General features: G+C 67.0%; 25 protein-coding genes. 17 read left to right on the top strand and 8 right to left on the bottom strand.

Annotated features, from left to right (window positions below):
• Position 1: 1 nt before the first annotated feature.
• The 7 genes from CBI38_RS22790 to CBI38_RS22760 all read left to right on the top strand — a co-directional run bounded on the left by CBI38_RS22790 (position 2) and on the right by CBI38_RS22760 (position 6,845).
• Entirely contained in the window at positions 2-316 is a 315-nt protein-coding gene (locus tag CBI38_RS22790) for an urease subunit beta (protein ID WP_109332442.1), read from the top strand.
• Positions 313-2,034 (top strand): urease subunit alpha, encoded by a 1,722-nt coding sequence (locus CBI38_RS22785; RefSeq protein ID WP_109332441.1) that lies wholly within the window; start codon positions 313-315, stop codon positions 2,032-2,034. Before CBI38_RS22790 ends, CBI38_RS22785 begins: the two co-directional genes overlap by 4 nt.
• Positions 2,034-2,666, top strand: a complete 633-nt coding sequence (locus CBI38_RS22780; protein WP_109332440.1) for an urease accessory protein UreF — start codon at positions 2,034-2,036, stop codon at positions 2,664-2,666. The genes CBI38_RS22785 and CBI38_RS22780 overlap by 1 nt, the downstream gene beginning before the upstream one ends.
• 53 nt (positions 2,667-2,719) lie before the next feature.
• Positions 2,720-3,409 (top strand): urease accessory protein UreG, encoded by a 690-nt coding sequence (ureG, locus tag CBI38_RS22775; RefSeq protein ID WP_109332439.1) that lies wholly within the window; start codon positions 2,720-2,722, stop codon positions 3,407-3,409.
• Positions 3,409-4,062 (top strand): urease accessory protein UreD, encoded by a 654-nt coding sequence (locus CBI38_RS22770; RefSeq protein WP_109332438.1) that lies wholly within the window; start codon positions 3,409-3,411, stop codon positions 4,060-4,062. Before ureG ends, CBI38_RS22770 begins: the two co-directional genes overlap by 1 nt.
• Positions 4,063-4,125: 63 nt before the next feature.
• On the top strand, positions 4,126-5,061 hold the full coding sequence (locus tag CBI38_RS22765) for a 4-(cytidine 5'-diphospho)-2-C-methyl-D-erythritol kinase (protein ID WP_109332437.1): 936 nt from the start codon (positions 4,126-4,128) through the stop codon (positions 5,059-5,061).
• The gene (locus CBI38_RS22760) at positions 5,061-6,845 is read left to right on the top strand and encodes an ABC-F family ATP-binding cassette domain-containing protein (protein WP_109332436.1); all 1,785 of its coding nucleotides are present in this window, start codon (positions 5,061-5,063) and stop codon (positions 6,843-6,845) included. The genes CBI38_RS22765 and CBI38_RS22760 overlap by 1 nt, the downstream gene beginning before the upstream one ends.
• Here the strand turns inward: CBI38_RS22760 and CBI38_RS22755 are convergent.
• Positions 6,842-8,353 carry an acetyl-CoA acetyltransferase gene (locus CBI38_RS22755; RefSeq protein ID WP_109332435.1) on the bottom strand — a complete coding sequence of 504 codons (1,512 nt, stop codon included), beginning with the start codon at positions 8,351-8,353 and terminating at the stop codon, positions 6,842-6,844. The two genes, CBI38_RS22760 and CBI38_RS22755, sit on opposite strands and share 4 nt — an antisense overlap.
• 307 nt (positions 8,354-8,660) lie before the next feature.
• On the opposite strand from CBI38_RS22755, the gene CBI38_RS22750 reads away from it, so the two are divergent.
• The 3 genes from CBI38_RS22750 to CBI38_RS22740 are packed head-to-tail and all read left to right on the top strand — an operon-like array spanning position 8,661 to position 10,296.
• On the top strand, positions 8,661-9,137 hold the full coding sequence (locus CBI38_RS22750) for a nuclear transport factor 2 family protein (protein ID WP_109332434.1): 477 nt from the start codon (positions 8,661-8,663) through the stop codon (positions 9,135-9,137).
• A 40-nt stretch (positions 9,138-9,177) separates the two neighbouring features.
• The gene (locus CBI38_RS22745; protein ID WP_109335282.1) at positions 9,178-9,570 is read left to right on the top strand and encodes a VOC family protein; all 393 of its coding nucleotides are present in this window, start codon (positions 9,178-9,180) and stop codon (positions 9,568-9,570) included.
• 27 nt (positions 9,571-9,597) lie between these two features.
• Positions 9,598-10,296 carry a pyridoxine/pyridoxamine 5'-phosphate oxidase gene (locus CBI38_RS22740; protein WP_109332433.1) on the top strand — a complete coding sequence of 233 codons (699 nt, stop codon included), beginning with the start codon at positions 9,598-9,600 and terminating at the stop codon, positions 10,294-10,296.
• Between the two features lie 22 nt (positions 10,297-10,318).
• Here the strand turns inward: CBI38_RS22740 and CBI38_RS22735 are convergent, their stop codons facing one another.
• The gene (locus tag CBI38_RS22735) at positions 10,319-10,816 is read right to left on the bottom strand and encodes a hypothetical protein (protein ID WP_109332432.1); all 498 of its coding nucleotides are present in this window, start codon (positions 10,814-10,816) and stop codon (positions 10,319-10,321) included.
• Positions 10,817-10,935: 119 nt separating this feature from the next.
• Positions 10,936-12,639: a peptide chain release factor 3 gene (locus CBI38_RS22730; RefSeq protein ID WP_109332431.1), complete on the bottom strand. Its 1,704-nt coding sequence runs from the start codon at positions 12,637-12,639 to the stop codon at positions 10,936-10,938.
• Between the two features lie 219 nt (positions 12,640-12,858).
• On the opposite strand from CBI38_RS22730, the gene CBI38_RS22725 reads away from it, so the two are divergent.
• Positions 12,859-14,493, top strand: a complete 1,635-nt coding sequence (locus CBI38_RS22725; protein ID WP_109332430.1) for a fatty acyl-AMP ligase — start codon at positions 12,859-12,861, stop codon at positions 14,491-14,493.
• Between the two features lie 69 nt (positions 14,494-14,562).
• On the opposite strand, the gene pth is transcribed toward CBI38_RS22725, so the two are convergent.
• Positions 14,563-15,135 (bottom strand): aminoacyl-tRNA hydrolase, encoded by a 573-nt coding sequence (gene pth / locus CBI38_RS22720; RefSeq protein ID WP_109332429.1) that lies wholly within the window; start codon positions 15,133-15,135, stop codon positions 14,563-14,565.
• Positions 15,136-15,240: 105 nt separating this feature from the next.
• Positions 15,241-15,855, bottom strand: a complete 615-nt coding sequence (locus tag CBI38_RS22715) for a 50S ribosomal protein L25/general stress protein Ctc (RefSeq protein WP_109332428.1) — start codon at positions 15,853-15,855, stop codon at positions 15,241-15,243.
• Between the two features lie 289 nt (positions 15,856-16,144).
• Between CBI38_RS22715 and CBI38_RS22705 the strand changes: the two genes are divergently transcribed.
• Entirely contained in the window at positions 16,145-17,371 is a 1,227-nt protein-coding gene (locus CBI38_RS22705) for a GAF domain-containing protein (protein ID WP_109332426.1), read from the top strand.
• Here the strand turns inward: CBI38_RS22705 and CBI38_RS22700 are convergent.
• The 3 genes from CBI38_RS22700 to CBI38_RS22690 form a co-directional block, all read right to left on the bottom strand.
• The gene (locus CBI38_RS22700) at positions 17,368-18,840 is read right to left on the bottom strand and encodes an FAD-dependent oxidoreductase (protein ID WP_109332425.1); all 1,473 of its coding nucleotides are present in this window, start codon (positions 18,838-18,840) and stop codon (positions 17,368-17,370) included. The genes CBI38_RS22705 and CBI38_RS22700 overlap by 4 nt on opposite strands.
• Positions 18,841-18,956: 116 nt before the next feature.
• Positions 18,957-19,361: a PPOX class F420-dependent oxidoreductase gene (locus CBI38_RS22695; RefSeq protein ID WP_109332424.1), complete on the bottom strand. Its 405-nt coding sequence runs from the start codon at positions 19,359-19,361 to the stop codon at positions 18,957-18,959.
• 66 nt (positions 19,362-19,427) lie between these two features.
• Positions 19,428-20,603: an aminotransferase class V-fold PLP-dependent enzyme gene (locus CBI38_RS22690; RefSeq protein WP_109332423.1), complete on the bottom strand. Its 1,176-nt coding sequence runs from the start codon at positions 20,601-20,603 to the stop codon at positions 19,428-19,430.
• Between the two features lie 145 nt (positions 20,604-20,748).
• On the opposite strand from CBI38_RS22690, the gene egtA reads away from it, so the two are divergent.
• The 5 genes from egtA to CBI38_RS22665 all read left to right on the top strand — a co-directional run bounded on the left by egtA (position 20,749) and on the right by CBI38_RS22665 (position 26,254).
• The gene (egtA, locus tag CBI38_RS22685) at positions 20,749-21,966 is read left to right on the top strand and encodes an ergothioneine biosynthesis glutamate--cysteine ligase EgtA (RefSeq protein WP_109332422.1); all 1,218 of its coding nucleotides are present in this window, start codon (positions 20,749-20,751) and stop codon (positions 21,964-21,966) included.
• Positions 21,966-23,270: an ergothioneine biosynthesis protein EgtB gene (egtB, locus tag CBI38_RS22680; protein WP_109332421.1), complete on the top strand. Its 1,305-nt coding sequence runs from the start codon at positions 21,966-21,968 to the stop codon at positions 23,268-23,270. Before egtA ends, egtB begins: the two co-directional genes overlap by 1 nt.
• Position 23,271: 1 nt before the next feature.
• Complete coding sequence (gene egtC, locus CBI38_RS22675; protein ID WP_109332420.1) at positions 23,272-24,015, top strand: ergothioneine biosynthesis protein EgtC; 744 nt, start codon at positions 23,272-23,274, stop codon at positions 24,013-24,015.
• Positions 24,015-24,989, top strand: a complete 975-nt coding sequence (gene egtD / locus CBI38_RS22670; RefSeq protein ID WP_109332418.1) for an L-histidine N(alpha)-methyltransferase — start codon at positions 24,015-24,017, stop codon at positions 24,987-24,989. Before egtC ends, egtD begins: the two co-directional genes overlap by 1 nt.
• 71 nt (positions 24,990-25,060) lie before the next feature.
• Positions 25,061-26,254, top strand: coding sequence for a PQQ-dependent sugar dehydrogenase (locus tag CBI38_RS22665; RefSeq protein ID WP_109335281.1), 1,194 nt, complete (start codon positions 25,061-25,063; stop codon positions 26,252-26,254).
• The last annotated feature ends 6 nt before the right edge of the window (positions 26,255-26,260 follow it).

The raw sequence follows: 26,260 nt of genomic DNA, 5'->3' as shown, positions 1-26,260 counted from the left end.
CGTGATTCCAGGTGAGGTGTTCTGCGCCGACGGCGTGATAGCGCTCAACGAGGGCGCGCCCCGCACGCGGCTCGAGGTCGTGAACGCCGGCGACCGACCCGTACAGGTCGGGAGCCATGTCCATTTCCCGCAAGCAAACTCCGCTCTGCACTTCGACCGCGTGGCCGCGCACGGCTTGCGCCTCGACATCCCCGCAGGCACGGCAGTGCGGTTCGAACCGGGCATCGCGCAGACTGTTTCGTTGGTGCCCCTCGGTGGCAGGCGCGAAGTGCACGGGCTCAACCTGACGCCTCCCGGAAAGCTGGACCCGTCTTGACCGACCTCACCCGTGCGCGGTACGCCGAGCTGTTCGGCCCCACCACCGGCGATCGTATCCGGCTCGCCGATACCGACCTGCTGATCGAGATCACCGAGGACCGCAGCGGGGGACCAGGCCTCGCCGGTGAGGAAGCTGTGTTCGGTGGCGGAAAAGTGTTGCGGGAGTCGATGGGGCAGGGCCGTGCGACGCGGGCCGACGGCGCCCCCGACACCGTGATCACCGGAGTGGTGATCGTCGATCACTGGGGAATCATCAAAGCAGACATCGGTATTCGTGACGGCCGCATCGTGGCACTCGGGAAAGCCGGCAACCCCGACACGATGTCCGGGGTGCATCCCGACCTGGTGGTGGGTCCCTCCACGGAGATCATTGCCGGGAACGGCAAGATCCTCACTGCCGGCGGGATCGACTGCCACGTGCACTTCATCGCGCCGCAGATCCTGGAAGAGGCGCTCGGCGGCGGCATCACCACGCTCGTCGGCGGCGGCACCGGACCGGCTGAGGGCAGCAAGGCCACCACCGTGACACCGGGGTCGTGGCATACCGCACGGATGCTCGAGGCGCTCGACGGCTGGCCGATGAACATTGCCCTGCTGGGTAAGGGAAACACCGTCAGCTCCGAGTCGATTTGGGAACAGTTGCGCGGCGGAGTGTCCGGTTTCAAGCTGCACGAGGACTGGGGTTCGACCCCCGCCGCGATCGATGCGTGTCTCACGGTGGCCGACGCCGCCGGCGTGCAGGTGGCCCTTCATTCGGACACGCTCAACGAAGCGGGTTTCGTGGAGGACACCCTCGCCGCTATCGCGGGCCGAGCGATCCACGCCTATCACACCGAGGGTGCGGGTGGCGGGCACGCGCCGGACATCATCACGGTGGCCGCACACCCGAACGTCCTGCCGAGTTCCACCAATCCGACTCGGCCACATACCGTCAACACACTCGACGAGCACCTCGACATGCTGATGGTGTGCCACCACCTCAATCCCAAGATCCCCGAAGACCTGGCATTCGCGGAGAGCCGCATCCGGCCGTCGACCATTGCAGCGGAGGATCTGCTCCACGATCTGGGCGCGATCTCGATGATCGGCAGCGACTCGCAGGCGATGGGGCGCATCGGTGAGGTAGTGATGCGTACCTGGCAGACCGCCCACGTGATGAAACGGCGCCTGGGCTTTCTTCCCGGCGACAACGGGGCAGACAACCAGCGCGTCCAGCGTTACGTCGCGAAGTACACCATCTGTCCGGCGGTCGCGCACGGGCTGGAAGGGGAGATCGGCTCCGTCGAGGTGGGCAAACTGGCCGACCTGGTGCTGTGGGAGCCGGCGTTCTTCGGAGTGCGGCCGCATGCGGTGATCAAGGGCGGCATGATCGCGTGGGCGGCGATGGGTGATGCCAACGCCTCTATTCCGACGCCGCAACCGGTGCTGCCGAGGCCCATGTTCGGGGCGGCGCCCAGGGCCGCCGCGGCGACCTCGGTGCACTTCGTCGCCCCCCATGCACTCGAGGACGGTCTGGCCGATCGGCTCGCACTCGGCCGGCGGCTGGTTCCGGTCGCGAACGTGCGGTCCAGAGGTAAGGCCGACATGCCGCGTAACGACGCGCAACCCCGCATCGAGGTAGATCCGGATACGTTCACCGTCCGCATCGACGGTGAGGTGTGGGAGGAACAGCCGGCATCGGAATTGCCGATGGCACAACGTTATTTTCTGTTCTGATGCGCCTCGCTCATCTGTTCACACTTGCCGACTCCAGGTTGCCGACCGGCGGGCATGTGCACTCGGGCGGGATGGAAGAGGCCGTCACCAGTGGTCTGGTCCGCGACATCCCCACGATGGACGCGTTCCTCCGCAGGCGAATCCGGGCGTCCGGGCTGGTCGCCGGGTCGATCGCCGCGGCTGTGTGCGACGGCCGGCTCTCCACCGACCAGGGCGACCTCGAGATGGATGCACGCACCCCGTCGCCGGCGGCGCGTGCCTCGTCCCGCGCACAGGGAAGGGGCCTGCTGCGGTTGTCCCGCACCACCTGGCCCGAACAGAACTGGTCGCTGCTAAGACCGCGTCCGCACCTCCCGGTGGTGACCGGAGTGGTCGGGCGTCTCACCGGTGTCTCGGCCCGTGAGGCGGCGCTGGTCGTCGTCTACACCACCATGACCGGTTCCGCGATCGCCGCGCAACGGCTGCTCGCGCTCGATCCCGCGCAGGTCGCCGCCTGCACCTTCACCTTGGCGGATCTGTGCGATGACGTCGCCGATGACTGCGCGACCGGGCTCGCGAGCGTGTCCGATCCGCTTCTCGACGTCGTCGCCCAGCGCCACGTGGAACGAGACCGACCACTGTTCGTGTCCTGACGACTGAACCCTGACGAGTAAGACTGAATCAGCCCTGAGTAAGGAGAGTAACCATGCCACCGCATGTCATCGACGGTGAGCCGCACGATCATCTGCACGATCGGCCGAAGCGGACACGAGTAGCGGGTGAGCCGGTCCGGATCGGCATCGGCGGGCCGGTGGGGTCGGGCAAAACGGCTCTGGTGGCAGCACTGTGCAGGCAACTGCGCGACGAGCTGTCCCTCGCCGTTCTGACCAACGACATCTACACCACCGAGGACGCGGATTTCCTGCGTCGCCACGCCGTGCTTCCGGACGAGCGGATTGCCGCAGTGCAGACCGGTGGCTGCCCGCACACAGCCATCCGCGACGACATCACCGCCAATCTCGACGCCATCGACGACTTGATCGACACCAACCCACCGCTCGACTTGATTCTCGTCGAGTCGGGCGGCGACAACCTGACGGCCACGTTCTCGTCCGGCCTCATCGACGTGCAGATTTTCGTCGTCGATGTCGCCGGTGGCGACAAGGTTCCGCGCAAGGGCGGTCCCGGGGTGACGTTCTCGGACCTGCTGGTGATCAACAAGACCGATCTGGCGCCGATGGTCGGTGCCGATCTGTCGGTGATGCAGCGGGACGCCGAGCAGGTTCGTGAGGGCAGGCCCACCGTGCTGATCTCGCTGACCGAGGACCCGTCGTCCGGGCCGGCTCTGCGGTGGGTGCGCGAGCAGGTACGCACGCTCGCCGACGTGCACGGGTAGTGCGCACCGCGCTGACCATCGTGGCGACTCCCGGCCTGAGCCCCCGGATCTCCGCCGTCGGCGGGCTCGCCGCCCGGATCACCGGGCGCGACACGGTCCACGTGATCGGCACGGCCGCCACCCCGCTCGGCGGTGACCACTGGGACATCACCGTCCGGGTGCTGTCGGGGGCGCGGCTGTCGCTCCGCAGCGTCGCTGCGTCCCTGGCGCTGCCCGGCCGGGAATGCACGGTGTCGACGGCACACTGGTCGGTCGATGTGGAAGACGACGCCACCCTCGACTGCGCCCTGGAGCCGACCGTCGTGGCCGGCGCCGCCGAGCACCGGGTCGAATCGACGGTGCTCCTCGCACCGACGTCGACGCTGGTCTTGCGAGAGCGGGTACAGATCGGCCGCACCGGGGAACGCGCCGGAATCTGGATCGGGACGACCGACGCCGATCTGGGGAATGTTCCGCTGCTCCGGCACCGGCTGGAGTTGGGCGCCGGCACCGTCTCCCACGACCTTCTCGACGCGCCCGCCGCCCTCACCAGCGAGCTCCGCTATCCCGACGATCGTCCCGCGGAGGTGTCGGGCGACGCCCGCACAGCCCGAACACGTCTTCCGCTCGCACGAGGAGGCAGCCTCACGACGCAGCTCGGCCCACGACTGTGAGCTGAGGGCGGGGGGTGCCACGCATTTCCACCCCCGTACTGCGAGCGCCTAAGCTCTATCCTTGTGCTTTCCGTCGTTCCTCGCCCCGTCGTCGTCCGGGCCCCGTCCAAGGTCAATCTCCACCTGGCCGTCGGGGACCAACGTGCCGACGGCTACCACGAGCTGAACACGGTCTTCCAGGCGCTCTCGCTCGGCGACACCGTGTCGGTCGCGCCTGCGGATGCGCTGACCGTGAAGGTCCGCGGTGAGGATGCCCGCGTGGTTCCCACCGACAGCCGCAACCTCGTCTGGAAAGCCGCCGAGATGCTTGCGGTCGAGGCCGACCGGCGTCCCGACGTCGAGATCTCGATCGACAAGGGCATCCCGGTTGCCGGTGGCATGGCGGGCGGCAGCGCCGACGCCGCCGCGACGCTGGTAGCTCTGAACGCGCTGTGGCATCTCGACCTCTCTCGTGAGGACCTCCATTCTTTCGCAGCGAAACTGGGTAGTGACGTGCCGTTTGCGTTGCACGGTGGTACCGCCTTCGGAACCGGACGTGGCGAGAGACTCCTGCCGGTTCTCTCGCGCAGCACCTTCCATTGGGTACTCGCGCTCGCGAAAGGCGGGTTGAGCACCCCCACGGTGTTCCGGGAACTCGACCGCCTGCGTGCCGGCGGCACACCACCGAAGCTCGGCGGTGCGGACGACCTCATGCATGCGCTCACGACGGGCGACGCTGCAACGCTCGCGCCGCTGCTGGGCAACGATCTGCAGGCCGCTGCCCTGTCCCTCGAGCCACGACTGCGGCGGACGTTGCGCGCCGGAGTCGCCGCGGGCGCTCTCGCCGGCATCGTCTCCGGGTCGGGGCCGACCTGTGCCTTTCTGTGCGCTGACGCGGATGCCGCGGTCCGTGTCAGCGCAGAACTCGCAGGTGCGGGAGTGTGTCGCACCGTGCGGGTCGCGAGCGGACCGGTGCCGGGCGCCCGAATAATCAATGACGCGGCGGAGGGATCGCACTGATGGCGAATCTGATCAATCTCGAACAGGTATCGAAGTCGTTCGGCATCAAGCCGTTGCTCGATTCGGTGTCGCTCGGCGTACAGGAAGGCGAACGCATCGGCGTCGTCGGGCTCAACGGTGGCGGCAAGACCACGATGCTCGAGGTGCTCGCCGGTGTGGAAGCGCCCGACTCCGGACGCGTCAGCCGGGTCGGCGGCCTGCGGATGGCGGTGGTGACGCAACGCGGCGTCCTGCCGCCCGGCTCCAGTGTCGGCGACGTGGTTCTCGGACCGCTCGGCGTCGCCGCGCACGAATGGGCCGGTGACGCCCGCATCCGCTCCGTCCTCGCGGGCATCGGAATCGACAACCTCGGCTTGGAAGTCACCGTCGACGGACTGTCCGGTGGCGAGCGACGGCGTGTCGCGCTGGCGGCGGCGCTGGTGCAGGACCTCGACCTCCTGGTACTCGACGAACCCACCAACCACCTCGACGTCGAGGGGGTGCAGTGGCTGGCCGAGCACCTGGTGTCCCGCCGCAGCGCACTCGTTGTCGTCACCCACGACCGTTGGTTCCTCGACACCGTCGCCAACCGCACGTGGGAAGTGGTGGGCGGCAGGGTCGAAAGCTACGAGGGTGGTTACAACGACTGGGTTTTCGCACGGGCGGAGCGGTCCCGGCAGGCGGACGCGTCCGAGGAGCGCCGGCGTAACCTGGCTCGCAAGGAGTTGGCGTGGCTGCGGCGCGGTGCCCCGGCCCGCACGTCGAAGCCCAAGTACCGGATCGAGGCCGCGGAGGCGTTGATTGCCGACGTGCCGCCGCCCCGCGACAACGTGGCCTTGGCGTCGTTCGCACAGCGCCGGCTCGGCAAGGTGGTCATCGAACTCGAGGATGCCCGTCTCGAGACGCCCGACGGCCGGGTGCTCGTCGACGACCTCACGTGGCGGCTCGCGCCCGGTGAACGTGTCGGCCTGGTCGGGGTCAACGGTTCCGGCAAGACGACGTTGCTCCGCACGCTCGCCGGGGAAATCGAACCTGCGTCGGGCAAACGGATCCAGGGACAGACGGTCCACATCGGATGGTTGCGCCAGGAACTCGACGACCTCCCCATCGGCATGCGGGTCCTCGAGGCCGTCAAGGACGTCGCGGAGCGGATCACTTTGGGCGACAAGGAAGTCTCGGCCGGACAGCTGGCCGAGCGGCTGGGCTTCACGCCGGCTCGTCAGCGAACACCGGTCGGTGACCTGTCGGGCGGTGAGCGGCGCCGCCTCCAGCTCACGCGAGTGCTGATGGCCGAGCCCAACGTCCTTCTTCTCGACGAGCCGACCAACGACCTCGACATCGACACCCTGCAGCAGCTCGAGGACATCCTCGACGGCTGGGCGGGCACGATGGTCGTCATCAGCCACGACCGCTACCTGATCGAGCGCATCTGTGACACGACCTGGGCTCTGTTCGGTGACGGAAAGCTGACCAACCTCCCCGGCGGCATCGAGGACTACCTGCGCCGGCGTGCGGCGATGGGTGACGTCGGCGCACCGTCCGTCGCGTCGACCGCGACGGGTGCGTCGGCGCCCAAACAGGCGCGCGACGGGGCGGCGGAACGTGCTGCGCGGAAAGAACTTTCTCGCCTCGAGCGTGCGGTCGCCAAGCTGGACGAGCGTGAGCGGAAGCTGCACGAAAAGTTGGCCGAGGCAGCGACGGATCCAGACAAGCTGCAGAAGCTCGACGTCGAGCTCAAGCAAGTGGTGGCCGAGAAGGAAGCGGCTGAGGAGCAGTGGATGGAACTGGCCGCCGATCTGGACTAGCCGGTCGGAAACCGAACGGTCAGCACACCGTCCCGGTCGGTGACATGGACCGTCCGGCCGATCACCGACCGCGGGGGAGTGCGGGTATACGCCGACAGGGCGGCTGCGTCCTCGGGTCCGGTGCGTCCGGCGAGACGCCGTCCGTCGGACGTGTGTGCGACGACGAATCCGGTGGCGGGGACACCGTCGCGGCCGTACTCCACGGTGGTCGTGAGAATCTCGGCTTCTCCGTCGTATCCGGTGACGAGTTCGGCAGTGTCCGAACCGAGCTGTTCCGGCTCGGGGGTGCCGATGTAGCCGTTCCGGTGCGGCGTGCCCGAGAGCAGGACGACGTGCTGGTACGTCAGATATCCGCCGTTGCCGTGGACGAGGGCCGGGCCGGCGCCCTCACGAACGCGGCGGGTCACTTCGGCGATGGCGTGCAGGGTGTAGCTGTTGAGTGGGCCGCCGAAGAACGAGTGCCCACCGGTCACGCTGGGGACGGTGTCCTCGGGTAGGCCGAGTGCGCGAATCAACAACTTCGGGACCACCGGGAAGCAACTGTAGGCGTCGACGACGTCGAGGGCAGACGCCTCGAGGGAGGCCTGGGCCAGTGCCCGGCCGACGGCCCGGTTCATCGCCGCGGAGGCCCCGAAGCTGTTGCGGGCAAGCACATCCACCGGGTCGGTCGCTCCGGCGCCACCCCACAGATAGACCATTCGGTCGTCGGCGATGCCGTGTTCGCGGGCGAGCGCCAGGGAGCACACCACGACCGCGGCCGCCTGATCCACGAACGGCATGGCGTTGAGCGTCAAGGGATACGGTTCACAGACCATACGATTGCTCGGTCCGGCGGTCGCGATGTCTTCGGGGGAATACACCGTCGACGTCCACGACGCCGGATTCTTCGCCGCCAGCTCCGAGAAGGCCGAGTACATGCGGGCCGACCACGCCGAGGATTGCTCGGGTGTGCCGCCCGAGTCGTAGGTGAAGCGATTCTCGAACAAGGGATAGACGCGGGTCGGCACGATCAGCCCGGCCCGCTGCATGCCGGGGCTTCCGAGATCGGAGGCATCGAAGGCCGGTGGCCCACCCGGCGCCGTTGCCCAGCCGAGCGACACCGGATCGGTGCCCGACTTCTGCAGCGCCGTCATGGTCGCCTGCGCCTCACCGCCCACCAGCAGTGCCACCGACGATCGACCGCCGGCGATGTCGTCACCGATGCGGTCGAGAAGAGCAGCAGGCCAATGGCCGCCGATCGGCGAGGTGCTCGCGGTGATGGGCGCCTGCAGGTTCAGCCGGGCCGCGAGTAATCCCGGAAGATCGTCGTAGGACCAGCTGACGGTCTTGACCGCGTGTATCGCGTCGATCCGGGACCGCAGCGCTGCGACACCGCAGTCGGCGATCGCTGACTGCGCAGCCTCCGAGATGAGATCGAGTGGCTCCCGCGGGCCCGCCGGAACCCCACTTCGTCCGGACCGTACGTCGCCGACACCGACGATGACAGGTACGCGCGCTGGATCGAGCATGGAAACCCCTTCGGCGTCCGGACGGTCGAGAACCTCGTCAGCGACACCCTAGTGTGGAACGCGTTATATGTAGATGTCGGGTCACATTCACACTGGGCGGGATCGGAGAACGAGTGTGGCCGGGAGTTCGATCGGCGCTGTTTCGACGGGTGCGGGCGGGAAGTCGATTCGTGACCTTTTCGTGTCCCGAATCACGGCGTAAATATGCATGATCCGGGCAAAAGGGGGGAATCCAAGGCGAGCCCGCAGATGTTCGGACTAATCTGCAGTCCAGGGCATGCATGTCGCTGCACAGGAGGCGGGGGTCATGGATCTCGAAGCAATCAAACAGATCGAGCAGCTCAAGCACCGTTACTCTCGTGCACTCGATACCAAGTCGTGGGAAGAATTCGCCGACACCATGGTTCCCGAAGTCAAGGCCACGTACAGCGAATACCTGACGTTCGATTCCCGTGACTCCTTCGTGTCCTTTCTGGAGAACACGTTGGGCACTCATGTGATCACCGAGCACCAGTGCGGGCAGCCCGAGATCACCGTCACCGGTGACACGGCTGTCGGCGTGTGGTTTCTTGCAGACACCACGCTCATCCCGGAGGACGGCATGTTGCTGCGGGGGTCGGCCTACTATCACGACAGTTACATCCGGTGCCCGGACGGGGCGTGGCGGATCACGTCCACCGGCTACGAGCGCACGTGGGAATCGGTGGCTGCCCTGTCGGACTTCCCGAGTTTCCGGCTGACTTCCAACAAATGGGCGATGTTGCAACCCCCCGCCTCGGCCTGACCGAGCACCGGAGGTTGCCACGACGAGGCGGGAGGTGACGATGTCGTCTGCAGTGCCCGTTCCCGGTGCGGTGCCGTACCTCACGGTGAGAAGAGGCACCGAAGCTGTCGAATGGTATTCGGCGGTGTTCGGCGCGGAGGTAGTCGGGGAGCCGATCGTCTTGGACGACGGCAGGATCGGCCACGTGGAGTTACAGCTCCCCACCGGGATGATCTACCTCGCCGAGGAGTTCCCGGAAATGGGTTTGACTGCGCCGGAGGCAGGTTCGACATCGGTCAGCTTGATGCTCGCAGTCGACGATCCCGACGCCGTCCTGTTGAGTGCCCGCGATGCCGGGGGGACCGTGGAGCGGTGGATCTCCGAGGGGCATGGGCATCGCAACGCCACCCTCATCGATCCGTTCGGGCACCGCTGGATGCTTGTCGGGCCGTAGTCCACACCGGCCCGCTACTGTCGGCACATGCCGATCGCACCGGACCCTTCGTCGTTCCCGGACACCCGGGCCTGGATACGGGCTTTGCCCGCGCTCACCGTCGTCGACCCAGCGCTTCCCGAACCACCGCCCGTCGAATCGCTGCCGGACGCGCCGCACATCCTCTTTCTCGACTGGCTCGCCGAGGCGGCGGCGGCCGGAGTTCCAGAACCGCACGCCGCCGCGTTGTCGACGGTGGACCCGGGGGGTCGACCCGACGCTCGGTTCCTGCTACTCAAGGACGTCACGGAGCGAGGTTTCTGGTTTTCCGGCGACACGCGTTCGCCGAAGGGGCGTGATCTGACGTCGAACGCTGTTGCTGCGCTGACGTTCTACTGGCGGGAACGGGGGCGTCAGATCCGGGTGCGCGGAAGTGTAGTCGACGGCGGTCCGGACATGTCGGCCCGCGACTTCCGGGAGCGGTCGGTGACCGCCCGCGCCGTCGCGACTGCGAGTCGCCAGAGCGAGGTGCTCACCGATCCCGCGGAATACGAACGGGTGGTCACGGCGGCGGCCGCGAGCATCGAGGCCGACCCCGACTTCGTGTCGAGCACGTGGCGAGCCTGGTGCCTAGTGCCCGACAGCGTCGAATTCTGGCAGGCCGATCCCGGCCGCCGGCATCAGCGCTGGAACTACCGAAGAGAGCCCGCGGGCGAGGGGTGGACGCGCGCGATTCTGTGGCCGTAGGCGCCTGCCGGATGCGGGACGATCAGCGAAGGGTCGTGGAGGGGGAGCGCAGGTCCACGACGATCGACTGGCCGTTCAGCTGGGCGTGAATCTCCGGCCGTTCGAATCCGGCCGCCACGAGGTACTCACCGAGCAGCTCGAGCAGTTCGTCGGCGTCCACGGTGGGGTCGGCGGAGTGGCTGCTCGCGGACGCGAGGTGGTCCTCGAGGAGTTCGGTGTGTGCAAGACGGCCCGCGACCCGCACGGCTGCCACTCCCATCGCGTTGCGTCGCTTCACGGTCCGTCCATGGGACTCGAGGGACGAGGTGGTGTCAACCGGCTCGGCTGCCTCCTCGGTGCTGTGGGAGCCGGAGCTGCGCGTCGGCAGCGGGAAGGTGAACGTCTCGGCGGAGCTGGGCGTCGACGCGCCGTTGCCGGTCAATGTTCCGCTGCTCGGTTCCGCGAAGGGTGATTCGGCGGTCGAGCCGTTGCCCCTGGAGCCGTTGCTGCCCGATCCATTGCTAGAAATGCCGTTCTCCATCGTGTCGCTTCCTGCTCGTAGACAAACGGGTTCTCGCACCAGCCCGCCAGTTTGCTCGATACGAACGTGAAAGCTACCAGCACCCGAGGTTCCGCCGCGGATTCGGCGGGCGGCCGACTTCAGTCGGCGGCGGCCACCAGCGGCTCGAGCGTGAGGTCGGGCAACTCCTTCTGGATGTACTGCAGTCGCCACTTGTCACTCACGAGCGCCAGTAGAACGCCGTCGGATCGGGTGAACACCTCGACGCCGCGCTGACGGTTCAGCTCGTCGACGGACTGCGGATCGGTCCGTCGGGCCAACGCGTAGGCAAGCGGTTCCATCCGGGCCTCGACGTTGAACTCGGCCTTCATCCGGGCCGCAACCACCTCGAACTGCATGGGACCGACCGCCGCCATGACGGGTGACGCGTCGCCGCGAAGGTCGTTGCGCAGAATCTGCACGACACCTTCGGAGTCGAGCTGATCCACCGCGCGGCGGAACTGCTTGTACTTGCCGGCGCTCTCGGCCCGCAGGATGGAGAAGTGCTCGGGAGCGAACGACGGGATCGGCGGGAACTCCACCTTCTTCTCGAAATAGAGAGTGTGCCCGGGGGCGAGGGCCGTGGCGTTGACCAGTCCCACCACGTCACCCGGGTAGGCGGATTCGACGGTGGACCGTTCACGACCGAACACCGTCTGCGCGTACTTGGTGGTGAAGGGCTTACCCGTCTGGGCGTGGGTGACCACCATGCCGCGCTCGAAGACGCCGGAGACGATCCGCATGAACGCGAGGCGGTCGCGGTGGGCTGTATCCATCCCGGCCTGCACTTTGAACACGACGGCACTGAACGGGTCCGTGACCTCACGGGGAGTCCCGGTGACGTCCTCACGGGCGCGGGGCGGCGGCGCCAGCTCCACCAGAGTGTCGAGGATCTGCCGCACGCCGAAGTTGAGCATCGCCGACGCGAAGATCACCGGCGAGGTCTGACCGCCGAGGAACAATTCCTGATCGTGGTCCTGGCCGGTGGCCGAGAGCAGCTCGCTCTCCTCCGCGGCGGTGACCCACTCGCTGCCCTCCTTCGCGAGGGCGGCGTCCGCGTCCATCACCTCTTCCGGGGCGATCTTGGCGCCGCCCGCGGTGCGGGTGAACCGGATGTACTCGCGGGGGGCGCCGTCCTCGCCGCGGCGCAACAGTCCTCGGAAGTCACCCGCGATGCCCACGGGCCAGTACAGGGGAGTCGGGGTGAGGCCGATCCGCTCATGGATCTCGTCGAGCAGTTCCAGCGGCGTCTGACCCGGGCGGTCCCACTTGTTGATGACCGTGATCACGGGGATCCCACGGTGACGACATACCTGGAACAGCTTGAGCGTCTGCGGTTCGAGACCCTTCGCGGCGTCGATGAGCATGACGGCGGCGTCGACAGCGGTCAGGACTCGGTAAGTGTCCTCCGAGAAGTCCGAGTGACCGGGAGTGTCGACCAGGTTGATGACGTTGTCGGTGAGGTCGTCCGGCGACGCCTCGGTGGAACGGTAGTTGAACTGGAGGGCCGTGGAGCTGACCGAGATACCGCGGGCCTTCTCCATCTCCATCCAGTCGGACACCGTCGACTTGCGCCCCGCCTTCCCGTGCACGGCGCCCGCCTCGGAGATCACCTTCGCGTGCAAGGCGAGAGCTTCGGTCAACGTCGACTTACCGGCATCGGGGTGGGAGATCACAGCGAAGGTCCGGCGGCGCTGAGCCTCCGCGCGGACGCCCTTGTCGAGCTTGTCCTGCGACGAGGCAGTGGTGGCGACAGACTCCGCCTCGGCTGGGATGATGTCGGCCGAGTCGGACGGGGTAGTCAACGAAGAACCTCTCGGGGGACTGGATGCGGAAAGGCCAGGTGGCCGCATACCAGGTTACCCGGGGGCCGTGGAGGGATTTACAGCACATCCGGCGGGAGGTAACACTGACCTGACGTAACACTCAGCTCGGGTTCGGATATTTAATCAGCGTGAGCCGTCGGGGCGCTCCGGAGTTACGTCTACTGCGTTCGGACACCCGTATCTGCACGAGGAGAAATCTTGAGCAAGTTCACCGACGAGATGTATGCCACCGCTGTCACCAGCAACCGCGGGTTGGTCACCGGTGAGCCGGATGCGCCGTTGCGACAGCCATGGGGCGAAATTCATCGGGTAGCGCGGCGGATGGCGGGTGCGCTCGCGGCGGCGGGTATCGGCCACGGCGACGCCATCGGCATCCTGGCCGGTCAGCCCGTCGACATCGCGCCGTCCTGTCAGGGAATCTGGATGCGTGGTGCCTCCGTCACGATGCTGCATCAGCCCACCCCGCGGACCGATCTGGCGGTATGGGCCAAAGACACCGAAACCGTGATCAGGATGATCGATGCGAAGGCAGTGATCCTCGGTGCGCCATTCGACGCGGCCAAGCCGCTACTCGAGGAACGCGGCATCACAGTGGTGACGGTGGCCGAACTGAACGAAGGTCCGGAGGTCGAACCGGTCGAGACCTTCGAGGACGACATTGCATTGCAGCAGCTCACCTCCGGCTCCACCGGGTCGCCGAAAGCCGTGCAGATCACCCACGAGAACTTCTACACCAACGCCTACGCGATGATCGATCGCATCAAGTTCTCGCTCGACGACGACGTGATGGTCAGCTGGTTGCCGCTGTTCCACGACATGGGGATGGTGGGCTTCCTCAGTGTGCCCATGCAGGTCGGTGCCGAGGTCGTCAGCATTACCCCGATGGACTTCCTCCGCACCCCGCTGTTGTGGGCGCAGCTGATGGGCAAGTACAAGGGCACGGTCACGGCGGCGCCCAACTTCGCGTACTCGCTGCTGGCCCGTCGGCTGCGGCAAGCCGAGGACGGTGCGGTCGATCTGTCCAGTGTGCGGTACATGTGGAACGGGGCCGAACCGGTCGACCCCGACACCATGACGGCGCTCGCCGAGGCCGGCGCCCGGTTCGGACTGAATCCGTCCGCACTCGCCCCCGTCTACGGGATGGCGGAGACCACCCTCGCGGTGTCGATTCCCGACCCAGATCAAGGTCAAGTGCTCGACTTCGTCGACCCGGACATTCTCGAGGCGATGTCCCGGGCTGTCCCGTCGAGCAAGCCGAATGCGCGTCCCCTCGCCACCCTCGGGAAGATGGTTCCGAACCTCGAAGGCCGGGTCATCGACGGCGACGGGGAACTGCTCCCCACCCGTGGAGTCGGGATCATCGAGGTCCGCGGCAAGGCCGTGACCCCCGGATACGTCACTCTCGAGGGCCACAAGCCGGCTCAGGATCCGGACGGCTGGCTCAACACCGGTGACGTCGGCTACTTCACCGAGGACGGTCTCGTCGTGGTGTGCGGTCGCATCAAGGACGTGATCATCATGGGTGGCCGCAACATTTATCCCACCGACATCGAGCGGGCAGCCGGCACCGTGTCCGGGGTCCGCCCGGGCAACGCGGTCGCGGTGCGACTCGACGCCGGCCAGAAGCGGGAAAGCTTCGCGGTCGCGGTCGAAACCAACAACTATCAGGACCCGGACGAGGTCAAGCGGATCGAACACGAGGTCGTGCACGCGGTGGTCTCGGAGGTGGGAGTGCGTCCGCGTACCGTCGCGGTTCTCGGACCCGGCAGCATTCCCAAGACGTCGTCCGGCAAGTTGCGCCGGACCACCTCGGCGTCGCTGGTCCGCGACTGAGGCGCCTTCGGCGCACGTGCGCCTTTCTGGTAGCTGGAACAACCAGAAAGGCGCACGGGCGCGGAGCGCCTAGTGCAGGCGATTCTGCGCGGCCTCGAGGCCGACCTTCAGCAGGAGTTCGACGGCGTCCGCCGCTTCCTCGCAGAGAATGTCGAGTTCCTTGCGTTCCACCGAGGAGAAGGGCTTGAGCACATACGACGCGGGGTCCATCCGTCCGGGCGGTCGTCCGATCCCGATGCGGGTGCGGAGGTAATCCTTGGTGCCCAGTGAACTGGAGATGGACCGCAAACCGTTGTGACCGCCCTCGCCGCCGCCCTGCTTGAAACGGACGGTCCCGAAGTCGAGGTCGAGCTCGTCGTGGATCACCACGATGTTGTCGGGGTCGACGGAGAAGAATCGCGCCAACCCGGCTACGGCGCCTCCCGACAGGTTCATGTACGAGCGCGGTTTCGCCAGGATCGTCGGGCGCCCCTCGAGCCGCCCTTGAATGATGTCGGCGCCACTCTTCTTGTGTGCGCTGAACTTTGCTCCCATGCGACCGGCCAGCACACCGGCCACCATGAAGCCGATGTTGTGCCGGGTCTTCTCGTACTGCGGTCCCGGATTTCCCAGGCCGACCACCAGAGCGGTGTCTTCACTCACCGGCAGGTCCTTCCCTATGGCAGGTTCTCGTCACACGAGAGCGGCGCGTCACCCCGGAAGTGTCCGGGACGACGCGCCGCAAAGTTCAGTGCGGTTGCGAGAGGATCAGCTCTCGGCGCCCTCTTCGGCAGGGGTGCCGGCTGCTTCGCCGGTCTCTTCCTCGAGGTCGGCTGCGGTGGGGGCAGGCACGACGTTGACGATGAGCAGCTCGGGGTCGGCCTGCAAGGTCGAACCCTTGGGCAGCTCGAGCTGGTTGGCCAGGATCTGCGTGCCGGCCTCGAGGCCCTCGACCGAAACCTCGATCTGCTCGGGGATGTGCAGCGCGTCGGCCTCCAGAGCGATGGTGGCGGCGTCCTGGGCGACCAGGGTGCCGGACGCTGCCTCACCGGTGACGACGACGGGGACCTCGACCGTGACCTTCTCGCCCTTCTTGATGACGAGGAGGTCGGCGTGCTCGATGTAGTTGCGGATCGGGTGGATCACGACCGACTTGGTGAGGGCGACCTGGGGGGTGCCGTCGATGTCGAGGTTCAGGATGGCGTTGGTGCCGTGCGCACGCAGAATCGCGGCGAAGTCGCGCGACGGCAGGTTCAGGTGGCGGGGATCCTCACCGTGGCCGTACAGAACAGCGGGAACCTGACCATCGCGGCGGGCGCGGCGGGCGGCGCCCTTGCCGAACTCGGTGCGTACGGCAGCTACGAGGGTGTTTTCGTCAGACATGGTGAAACGGCTCCTACAACTCACGGTGGTTACTGGCTGGCGTCTTGTCGTCGGTGAGGGACGAACGGGCGCACGGGCCAGGAGCGAAACGCTCGAGCTGAGCCGTAGCCGCGTCGATCACGGTAATCCAGCGTATCGAACATGCCGGTTCACCCTCGCCGAGACAACTTACGGAACTCTACCGGATGGCTGCCGGGCCTGCTAATCGGGTCGTCGTTTCGATGACGCCCTCACGATGTCGGGCACAGTCCTGCCGCCGGCCCGATGATGGACTAGTGGTGTGGCTCACATGGCCGGGGGTAGCCTCGGCATTGTGAGCACAGAACCCCGGAGCGCCGACCGGTTGACCGCGGTGGCCAGCGGCGTGGATCTGTCACGGCATGCCCGATTGCTGAGCAGGGTGCACGACGCGGTGCTGTCCGGGCAACAGCCGCCGGTGATGCCGCGGGACGTGGTGGCACGTTCGTGGTCGCGACTGCAGGCAGGTGGGGTGACCCCCGATCATTGTGCCGACGTGGAACCGGCCGACTTCGCGGAGATCGAGGAGCGCCGGACGCGCACCGCGCTGAGGTCGGTTCTCCCCGAGCTGCGTAACACGCTGACGCAAGTGGCCGACGACGCCAACTTCATCGTGGTCATCGCCGATGCCGACGGCGTGCTGCTGTGGCGCGAGGGATCACGCGGAGTGCGCAAAGCCGCTGATGCGCTCGGGTTCACGGAGGGCGCGCGCTGGGCGGAGCAGGCGGTGGGCACCAACGCCATCGGTACGGCTCTCGTCGAAGATGCGGCGGTACAACTCTTTTCGGCGGAGCACTATGCGCCGTCGCATCACGGGTGGTCGTGCACCGGGTCGCCGGTCCACGATCCGCGCACGGGGGACATTCTCGGCGTGGTGGACATCAGCGGATCGGCGATGTCGGTTCATCCGACCACGGTCGCACTCGTGCGCACCGCGGTTCGCCTCGCCGAGGCTACCCTGTGGCGTGAGCACACCGCGCAACTCGAGAAGTTGCGCGGACGGGCTGCCCCGTTGCTGGCTTCGGCAGGTGGTCCGGCTCTGGTAGTCGATCAGCACGGCTGGGTGGCGGGCGCGACCGGGATCGCTGCACCCGAGCGGCTGGCTACGCCGAGTCAGGGCAAACCGCTCCTCGTCCCCGGGCTCGGGATCTGCGTGCCCGAACCGCTGGGCGACGGGTGGCTGGTGCGTCGCCGGGTCGACGGCGCGGGACTGCAGGTGGAACTCGACCTCGGCGCGTCACCGCGGGTGACGGTGTGCGGAGATGCGAACTGGACGCAAGCCCTCTCGCCGCGGCATGCGCAGATACTCCGGGTGTTGGCGGTGGCGGGAACGGGCGGTGTCGATGCTGCTTCCCTCAGCGAGGCGCTGTTCGGCGACCGAGAGCACGTGGTGGCCGTCCGCGCCGAGGTCTCGCGTCTGCGCAAGACTCTCGGCGCGGTGCTGAGCACGCAGCCCTACCGTTTCGCGGACGGCGTGAGCGTGCGGGTGCTCGACTAGCTCTGCTTCGCGGCGGCCACGCCCGCCCGGCGACCGTAGAAGCTGCCGTCGCCGAGCGAGGTCCCGCTGGCGTATCCGCCCGCGCACACACCCGACGTGCAGCGGCCCGCTGCGAAGAGTCCGGGAATAGGCTCCCCGGAGACGTGTAGTACCTCGGAGTCGAGGGTGGTCCGCAGCCCGCCCAGAGTGAAGCCCAGCGTAAACCCGCGCAGGTCGAGTGCGGCGACGGGGGAGCCGATCGGCTTCACCCACTCGGACTTCTTGTGCAGCAAGGGATCGACGCCGTCGGCGGCGTGCTTGTTGTAGACCTCGACGGTCGATCGGAGCGCACCCTCCGCCAGCCCCATGTCCGACTCGAGTTCCTCGACGGTCTCGGCGACCCACTTGGGTTGTACGCGCAGAAAGGGGGTGGCGGTGGTGGCGGCAACACCTTCGTCGTAGGCCGCTTCGTCGATGACGAGGAACGCCTGATTGTCCTGGTGGAACAACGTCATCTGACCGATGCGCCCCGAATAGGTGTCTTCCGGGACGTACCGCTGTCCGCGACCGTTCACCAGAATGCCTCGCACTATCAACTGGGGATCGCACACGAACGCCACTTCGGTGGCGTCCATGTGGGCCAGGTCGGCGCCGAGAGCCTGGGCCATCAGGATCGACCGGCCGTCGTGTTCCTCGATGGCGGCCCCGGGCCGGCCGATGAGGCGGGGAGCGTAGGCCTGAATCATCTTGTCGTTGTAGGCGAAGCTCCCGGTGGCGAGGACCACGCCGCGTCGGGCCCGGACGGCGACCTCTTTGCCGTACTGCTTGGCGATGATCCCGACGACCCGACCGGTGTCGTCCGTGATCAGAGTCTGCACGCGCATGTCATATTCGGCTCGCACACCCAGCTTTTCGGCGGCCTCCACGAGTGGCTTCATCAGCATGTAGCCACCACCCTTCTCGCCGGTGCGCTTGCCGTCCATCTGCGGAACGTGTCCGCGGGGTGCAGGTGTGGCGATTTCGTTGAACGGTGCCGCGTTCTCACCACCCGAGTACATGAGGCCGTCGTCGAACGGCGGTTCCCAGCCCGGCTCTCCCCAGAAGCTCGCCTTGAACGGCACGCCGCACTCGACGAGCCAGTTGTAGTGCTCGACGCTGCCGTCGCAGTAGTCGGCGATCTTCTCCTCGTCGGCGCCGGGGCCGAGGGCTGCCATCATGAATTTCTTCATGTTCTCGGGCGAGTCCTCGAAGCCACAGGCTTTCTGAAGGGGTGTACCGCCACCGAGGTAGATGAAGCCCCCCGCCAGTGAGGCTGCGCCACCCCAGCCGCTGGTGCGCTCGAGGACCAGTACCTCGGCGCCGGCCCGTGCCGCCTCGATCGACGCGGACACACCGGCGATCCCGTACCCCGCGACGACGACGTCGGCCTCGTAGTCCCACGCGGCGATCTCGGAAACGGGTCGCGGGCGGATCGGAGTCGGTTCGGCCATGGGTGGTCCTCTCGGGCGCTCGGATGTGACGATGCACGGCTATCCGAACTGTAACCTGTTATAGCCGGGAGTCGACCTGTCGTCTCGCTGAGTGGGAGGCGATTTTCACGCTGTGCCTATAACTCCAGATCACGCACATCGGTCAGCTCGTAATGAAGCGTCTCCGTCCGCATCAGCCGGTGGGCGAGGTGGACGAAAACTCGTTGCAGAACCGGGTACCGCTTGTCGATGAGCACGCCGGCGGCGCGGGACTCCTCGCCGCTGAGCAGACGAGCCGTTGCCCGGGCCGGTGGCCCGGTCGGTTTGCCTGCCCAGGTACAGGGGCGGATCCGGACTTCGGGGAAGTTGCGGAGCCGTTTGTTCTTCGACGCCTTGCCCGGAGTGCGGAAGACGGCACGTTCGCCGTCCACCACCAGATTGACCGGAGTGTCTACCCAGGTCCCATCCCGCTTGCGGGTCTGCAGCTGCACGACCTTCTCTGCGGCGAAGCGGGGCAACGCCGTCGATGCCGGATTCGTCATTTTTCTCGCGTCCTGGCTTGTCGGTGCTCCCAGATTACGTCGCAGCCCCAGCCGGAACCACTACTTCTACTTCGCCAGCGCTGCCACTTCCGCGAGTGTCCGATCGAGATCGTCCGGGGAACAGAAATAGTGTGGGGAGGCGCGCACGACGGCGTCCAGATCGCGAGCGCTCATGTCGAGCAAGGTCGATCCGCGCAGGCTGGCGGTGACGGTCACCCGGCGAGTCGCCAATTGCGCACGCACATCCCGCGGATCGAGACCGTCGACGGTGAACGACACGATTCCGCAGCGGCGGGTCCCGAGGTCGCGCACCGTGACGCCGTCGATGTCGGACAGCCCCGAACGCAGGTACTCGGCGCCGTCGACCACAGCCGCCTCGACCTGGTCGATACCGAGGTCGAGGAGATAGTCCACTGCCGCGCCCAGGCCCAGCCGGGCCGCGACGTCGCATTCCCAGAACTCGAACCGACTCGCGTCTGAGGCCATCCGGTAGTCCTCGGCCCCGGTCCATTCGGCACTGTGCAGGTCGAGTGCCGCCGGCTCGAGGGTCGTGGTCAGTTCATCGGCGATGTACAGGAACCCGGTGCCTCGAGGTCCGCGCAACCACTTGCGGCCGGTCGCGGACAACGCGTCGACGCCGAGCTCGGCCACGTCCAGTGCGATCTGTCCTACGGACTGGCACGCATCGAGAAGCACGAGAGCTCCCTGGGCGTGTGCCAGGTCGACCACCTCGCGGACCGGGTTGACCAACCCGCCGTTGGTGGGCACGTGCACCAAGGACACGAGACGGACCCGGTCGTCGAGAAGCTTTTCGAGGGCGACGAGGTCGATCTGACCGGACGGGTCACTCGGAATCACGTCGACGGTGGCGCCCGTGGACCGTGCCCGTTGGAGGACGGCGATCGCGTTGCTGGCGTACTCGACTTCGGAGAGAAGGACCCGGTCACCCGGCTTCAACGGGACGGCCTGGAAGAAGTCGTTCCATGCGGTGGTGGCGCTGTCGACGAGTGCGATGGTGTCGGCGCCCGCGCCGATCAACCGGCCGATGGAGGTCTTCACCGAGGCGAGGTCACCAGCGCGTTCCGCGGCCGCGACGTATCCGCCGACGTCGGCCTCGCGGCGCAGATGAGCAAAGACCGCGTCGAGTACCGGGGTGGGCGGAAGCGAAGACCCGGCGCTGTCCAGAAACACCTTGTCGAGGCAGCCGGGGGTGTCCCTTCGCGCGCGCTCGAGGTCGAGCATGTCGGATACCTCCTGTTCAATGCGAATGGTGTCGAACGTACCGCGGCGGACTGACGAAAAGTATTGCCGTTCGCACGTGCATAGGTGGGCCCGGCGCTCTATCGTCGATAACGACGTTCAGGCGGCGCCCGAAAGGGAGGGTGGAATGGGTACTGCGATCCAGTCCGTCGAGGGAGTCGGTGTCACGTCGCGACCTGCCGCGGAGGCCTACATAGGCGGCGTCTGCTTCAAATTGGGTCCCCCGCAGCTGATCGGCGCGGAGTTGGAGTGGCTCACCGCGCAGGTGCCCGAATTCGTGCGTCCCGATCTGGCAGCTCTTGCGGACGCCCTCGGGCCGCACACTCCACGAACCATCGACCCTTCGTCACCAGCCGAGCCCCTGCCCGGCGGCAGCGCCGTCACTGTCGAACCGGGCGGACAGATCGAACTGTCCAGCGCTCCCTGCCGCTCCGCTCGCGAACTGTGTGACTACCTCTCCGCGGACTACGCCGTTCTCGCCGATCTGCTCTCTACCCGGGCAATTTTCATGTCGTCCGAGGCGGCGGACACGCGCCGTCCTGCCCACCGGCTCCTTCAATCGCCGCGCTACTGCGCGATGGAGTCGCGCTTTCGGGAGATCGGCCCTTACGGGAAGCTCATGATGTGCAATACCGCTGCCACGCAGGTCAGCGTCGACGCAGGCGCGGACCCAGCGGCCGTGGAGCAGCGTTGGCGGCTGCTGCACGCAATCGGGCCTGCACTGATCGCGGCCTTCGCGTGCTCCCCTCGGTTGTACGGGGTGCCGGACGGGCAGTGGGCGTCGCAGCGGATGCGAACGTGGCTCGAACTCGATTCGCCTCGAACCGCCGGAACACGGAATAGCGGTGACTACGCCCGCTGGGTGCTGGATGTACCGCTGCTGTGTGTCCGGGGCGACGGCACCGACTGGACGGCGCCGCCGGAGGCGACATTCGGCGACTGGGTGGACGGGGCCCTGGACGACGTGATCGGACGCTCCCCGACTTCCGCGGATCTCGACTACCACCTCACCACCTTGTTCCCTCCTGTCCGGGCCGCCGGTTACCTCGAGGTGCGCTACCTCGACGCGCAGCCAGGAAATCTGTGGCGGGTGCCGGTGGCGGCAATCGACGCGTTGCTCTCGGGTCCGGGTGTCATGGCCGAGGCGCTTGCCGCCGCTCTTCCGACGTCGGAGCGCTGGCGTGATGCCGCCGAGTTCGGCTTGGCCGACCTCGAATTGCGCGCAGCGGCAACGGCTCTGTTGTCGCTGGCGGCGTCGTATTCGCCGGACCCGGAGTTCGTCCGACTTCTCGATGCCGCCGCCGAACGATGTTGCCGGGGCCACGCTCCGGGCGAGGAGAGCTGATGGGAACCCGCGAGAAGGTCGAGGCCGTGCTCACCCGTGCACGCCGGCGAACCGCCGGACTGACGGACTGCCTGGACGACTCCGACCTCGTCGCGCAGCATTCGCCGCTGATGAGCCCACTGGTCTGGGACCTCGCCCACATCGGTAATCAAGAGGAATTATGGCTCGTGCGCGATGTCGGAGGCCGTGAACCGGTCCGTAGTGACATCGACGAGTTGTACGACGCGTTCAAGCATTCTCGGCGTTCCCGTCCGTCGTTGCCACTGCTGAATCCGGCCGAAGCGCGGCACTACGTCCGTGCAGTCCGCGACAAGGCGTGGGACGTCCTCGACAGCAGCACCTTTCGCGGCAGGCCGCTCGAGGAACACGGATTCGCCTTCGGCATGATCGCCCAACACGAGCAGCAACACGCCGAGACGATGCTCGCCACCCATCAACTGCGTTCCGGAGCGCCGGTTCTCACTGCGGAGCCCGCGCCGCGTGTCGGGGTGCCGGTGACCGAGAAGGAAATCATCATCCCAGCTGGAACATTCACGATGGGCGCGTCGGACGACCCCTGGGCGTTGGACAACGAGCGCCCGGCACACTCGGTGTACGTGCCGTCCTTCGAAATCGACGCCGTTCCCGTCACCAACGGTCGTTACCTCGAGTTCATGGACGACGGCGGGTACTGTCGACCCGAACTATGGAGTGAGCGAGGGTGGGCGCACCGCTGTGAGGCGGCACTCGAAGCGCCGCAGTTCTGGGAGAGCGACGGCCGGGGCGCTTGGTGGCGCCGGGTGTTCGGGGTGCCCGAACCACTTCACCCGCAGGAACCGGTGGTGCACGTCTGCTTCTTCGAAGCCGAGGCATTCGCGCGGTGGGACGGCAAACGACTGCCCACCGAGGCCGAGTGGGAAAAAGCTGCTCGATGGGATCCCACCACAGGACGCTCCCGCCGGTTTCCGTGGGGTGACAGCGATCCGGACGACTCGTCGGCCAATCTCGGACAGCGATTCCTCGGACCGGCTGTGGTGGGAGCGTACCCGTCGGGGGCGTCGCCCCTCGGTGTCCACCAACTCGTCGGTGACGTCTGGGAATGGACGTCCTCACCCTTCGAGCCGTATCCCGGATTCACGGCGTTCCCGTACCGCGAATACTCGGAGGTGTTCTACGGCGGGGATTACCGGGTACTGCGAGGTGGATCGTTTGGTACCGATCCTGTGGCATGCCGCGGCACGTTCCGGAACTGGGACCACCCGATCCGACGGCAGATCTTCTCGGGTTTCCGGTGTGCACGCGACATTTCGGGAGACGAACGCTGATATGTGCCGCCACCTGGGATATCTGGGACCGGATGTATCCGTCGGCGAGCTGATCGGCTGGGGTGAGAACTCGCTGCTGCGCCAGTCATGGGCGCCGCGGGACATGCGCCACGGCGGAACGATCAACGCGGACGGATTCGGTGTCGGGTGGTGGGGACAGGACGCCTTCTCCCGCTACCGCAGCCAGCAGCCGCTGTGGTCCGATCCGGTACTGCGGGAGACGTTGCCCCAGATACGGTCCGGCGCAGTGGTGGCCGCGACCAGGTCGGCAACGGTGGGTATGCCCGTGCAGGCCACGGCCTGCGCGCCGTTCACCGATCGGACGTGGGCGTTCAGCCACAACGGTCTCGTGAAGGGGTGGCCCGAGACACTCGGACCGCTCGCCGAGCAGCTTCCGGTGACTGACCTTCTGCAACTCGAGGCGCCGACCGATTCGGCTGCGCTGTGGTTACTGCTGCAACGAGCGCTCGCGGAGCAGGGGCCGGAGAAGGCGCTCACCACGCTGGTTCGTGCCGTCGACGCGGCCGCACCGAAGTCGCGCCTGAATTTTCTGCTCGGTGACGGCCGCGAGCTGTGGGCCACCACCTGGGATCACTCACTGTCCGTGCTCGTCGACGACGACAGGGCAATCGTCATGTCCGAACCCTTCGACGACGATCCCGGGTGGCAGTCGGTACCGGACCGGCACATCGTGTACGCCCGCCCAGGACATCTGATAATCACGCCGCTCGAGATGGGAGCCTGATGACCACCGCACCGACCCTCGAGGTGTATCTGGAACCGGACCAGCTGAAGGACGCACTCCGCAAGGATGCGACCGTGGGGCTGACGTCGAATCCGAAGTGGCTGCCGCCCAAGTGGTTCTACGACGCGCGTGGGAGCGAGCTGTTCGAACAGATCACCGCGTTGCCGGAGTACTTCCCGACGCGCACCGAGCGAGAACTGCTCCGGCAACGGTCGGGGGAGATCGCCGAGGTGGCGGCACCGGAAATCCTGGTGGAGCTCGGTTCCGGCTCCTCCGAGAAGACGCGGTTGCTACTCGAAGCGGGAACCCGACACGGAACCCTCCATACGTATGTGCCGCAGGATGTCTCGGTGTCGGCGCTGCAGGGCGCCGCCGAGCAGATCGGGGCCGAGTTCCCCCGCCTTACCGTCCACGGCGTGGTCAGCGACTTCACCGAGTCGCTGCATCACCTTCCGCGGGGCGGTCGCCGCATGATCGCCTTTCTCGGGGGCACACTCGGCAACATGGTCCCGGGCGAGCGGGCCGAGTTTCTCGCCGGAATCGCCGACGTGCTCGAGCCAGGGGAACATCTGCTCCTCGGAGTCGGACTTGTCACCGACCCCGCCGTCCTGGTCCCGGCGTACGACGACGCCGCCGGTGTGACGGCGCAGTTCAACCTGAATGTGCTGCGGGTACTGAACGGTCAGCTCGACGCAGACTTCCCCTTGGACGCGTTTCGGCACATCGCGCTGTGGGACGCCGATAACGAGTGGATCGAGATGAGGCTCGAAGCTCAGCGCACCCTGTCCGTCCGGGTTGCGGCACTCGACCTGGACGTCGAGTTCGCTCGCGGCGAGCAGATGCGCACGGAGATTTCCGCGAAGTTCACGCTCCCCGGAATCGCGGGGGAGCTGGCCGCGGCCGGTTTCGAGGTCGAACGCACGTGGAGCGACCCGGACGACCGCTTCGCCCTTGTGTGCGCAACACGGTCCTGACCGACAAGATCACTTCGGGTCTCTGCCCGCCTATAGTGACCGGCATACCGCAGTCGACCCGAGGAGTATCCGTGCGTCAGTCCAAGCTCGCCGCCCTCGCTCTCGCTACCACAGCCGTTCTCGGTCTTCCGACAGCGCAGGCTACGGCGCAACCGTCGCCGTTCCCATTCGACACTGGCAGCCTCGGGTCCGGCAGCGGTGACCCTGAAATTCCGACGGAAGACACCCTCCCGGACCTGACCGTTACCCCGCTCCTCGAGGGACTCGATCATCCCTGGGATGCGGTGCAGGCCCCGGACGGTGCCGTGCTCACAGGCCAGCGGTCGGGTGGTTTCTTCGTCCGTCGCGCCGACGGATCGACCGGTCCGGTCGCCGCGGACCTCGCCGACCTGTACGTGCAGAGTGAAACGGGATTGATGGGGATCGCGCTGGCTGCGGATTTCGCGCAGTCCCGCAGGCTGTACACCTGCCAGGGATTCCAGGGTGGCGGCGTCACCGACATCCGGATCCAATCGTGGACCGTCGACTCGGCCTGGACGGAGTTGACCCGCGGCGCCGCGGTGCTCACCGGTATACCCGTCCAGGACGGGCGCCATGGGGGATGCCGAATTCTGACTGCCGCCGACGGCACCCTTTTCGTGGGCACGGGAGATACCGCAGCACCGGGCGTGCCTCAGGACCCGAACTCGTTAGGCGGTAAAACTCTTCACATCAACCCGGACGGGACACCGGCCGCGGGAAATCCGAATGCCGCCAGCCCCGTCTACACACTCGGTCATCGCAATGCCCAAGGTCTCGCGCAGCAACCCGGCACGGGCCGCGTCTACGCCGTCGACCAGGGCACCACTCGGGACGACGAGGTCAACTTGCTCGTCGCCGGTGGCAATTACGGATACAAGCCGGATCGTATCCCCGGCATCTACGACGAATCCGTACCGATGACCGACCCGGTCCGGGTACCGGGTGCGATTGCCGCGGTGTGGAGTTCGGGCAGCACGACGCTGGCTACGGGGAGTGGCGCATTCGTCTCCGGTTCGGGTTGGGGGCCGTGGAACGGCGCATTCGTCATGGGCGGGCTCAAGACGAAACAGCTGATTTTCCTTCGCCTGGCCGCCGACGGCCAGTCGGTGACGGCTCAGACGTTCGGACTGCAGGATCAGTACGGTCGGCTCCGCTCGGTCACCCCCACTCCCGACGGCTCGCTGCTCGTCACCACCGACAACGGTGACACCGACCAGGTACTCCGGGTGACACCGCAAGGGTGACGGCGG

The sequence above is a fragment of the Rhodococcus oxybenzonivorans genome (assembly GCF_003130705.1).
Lineage (GTDB): Bacteria > Actinomycetota > Actinomycetes > Mycobacteriales > Mycobacteriaceae > Rhodococcus_F > Rhodococcus_F oxybenzonivorans.
This window is presented reverse-complemented; position numbering and strand designations above follow the sequence as displayed.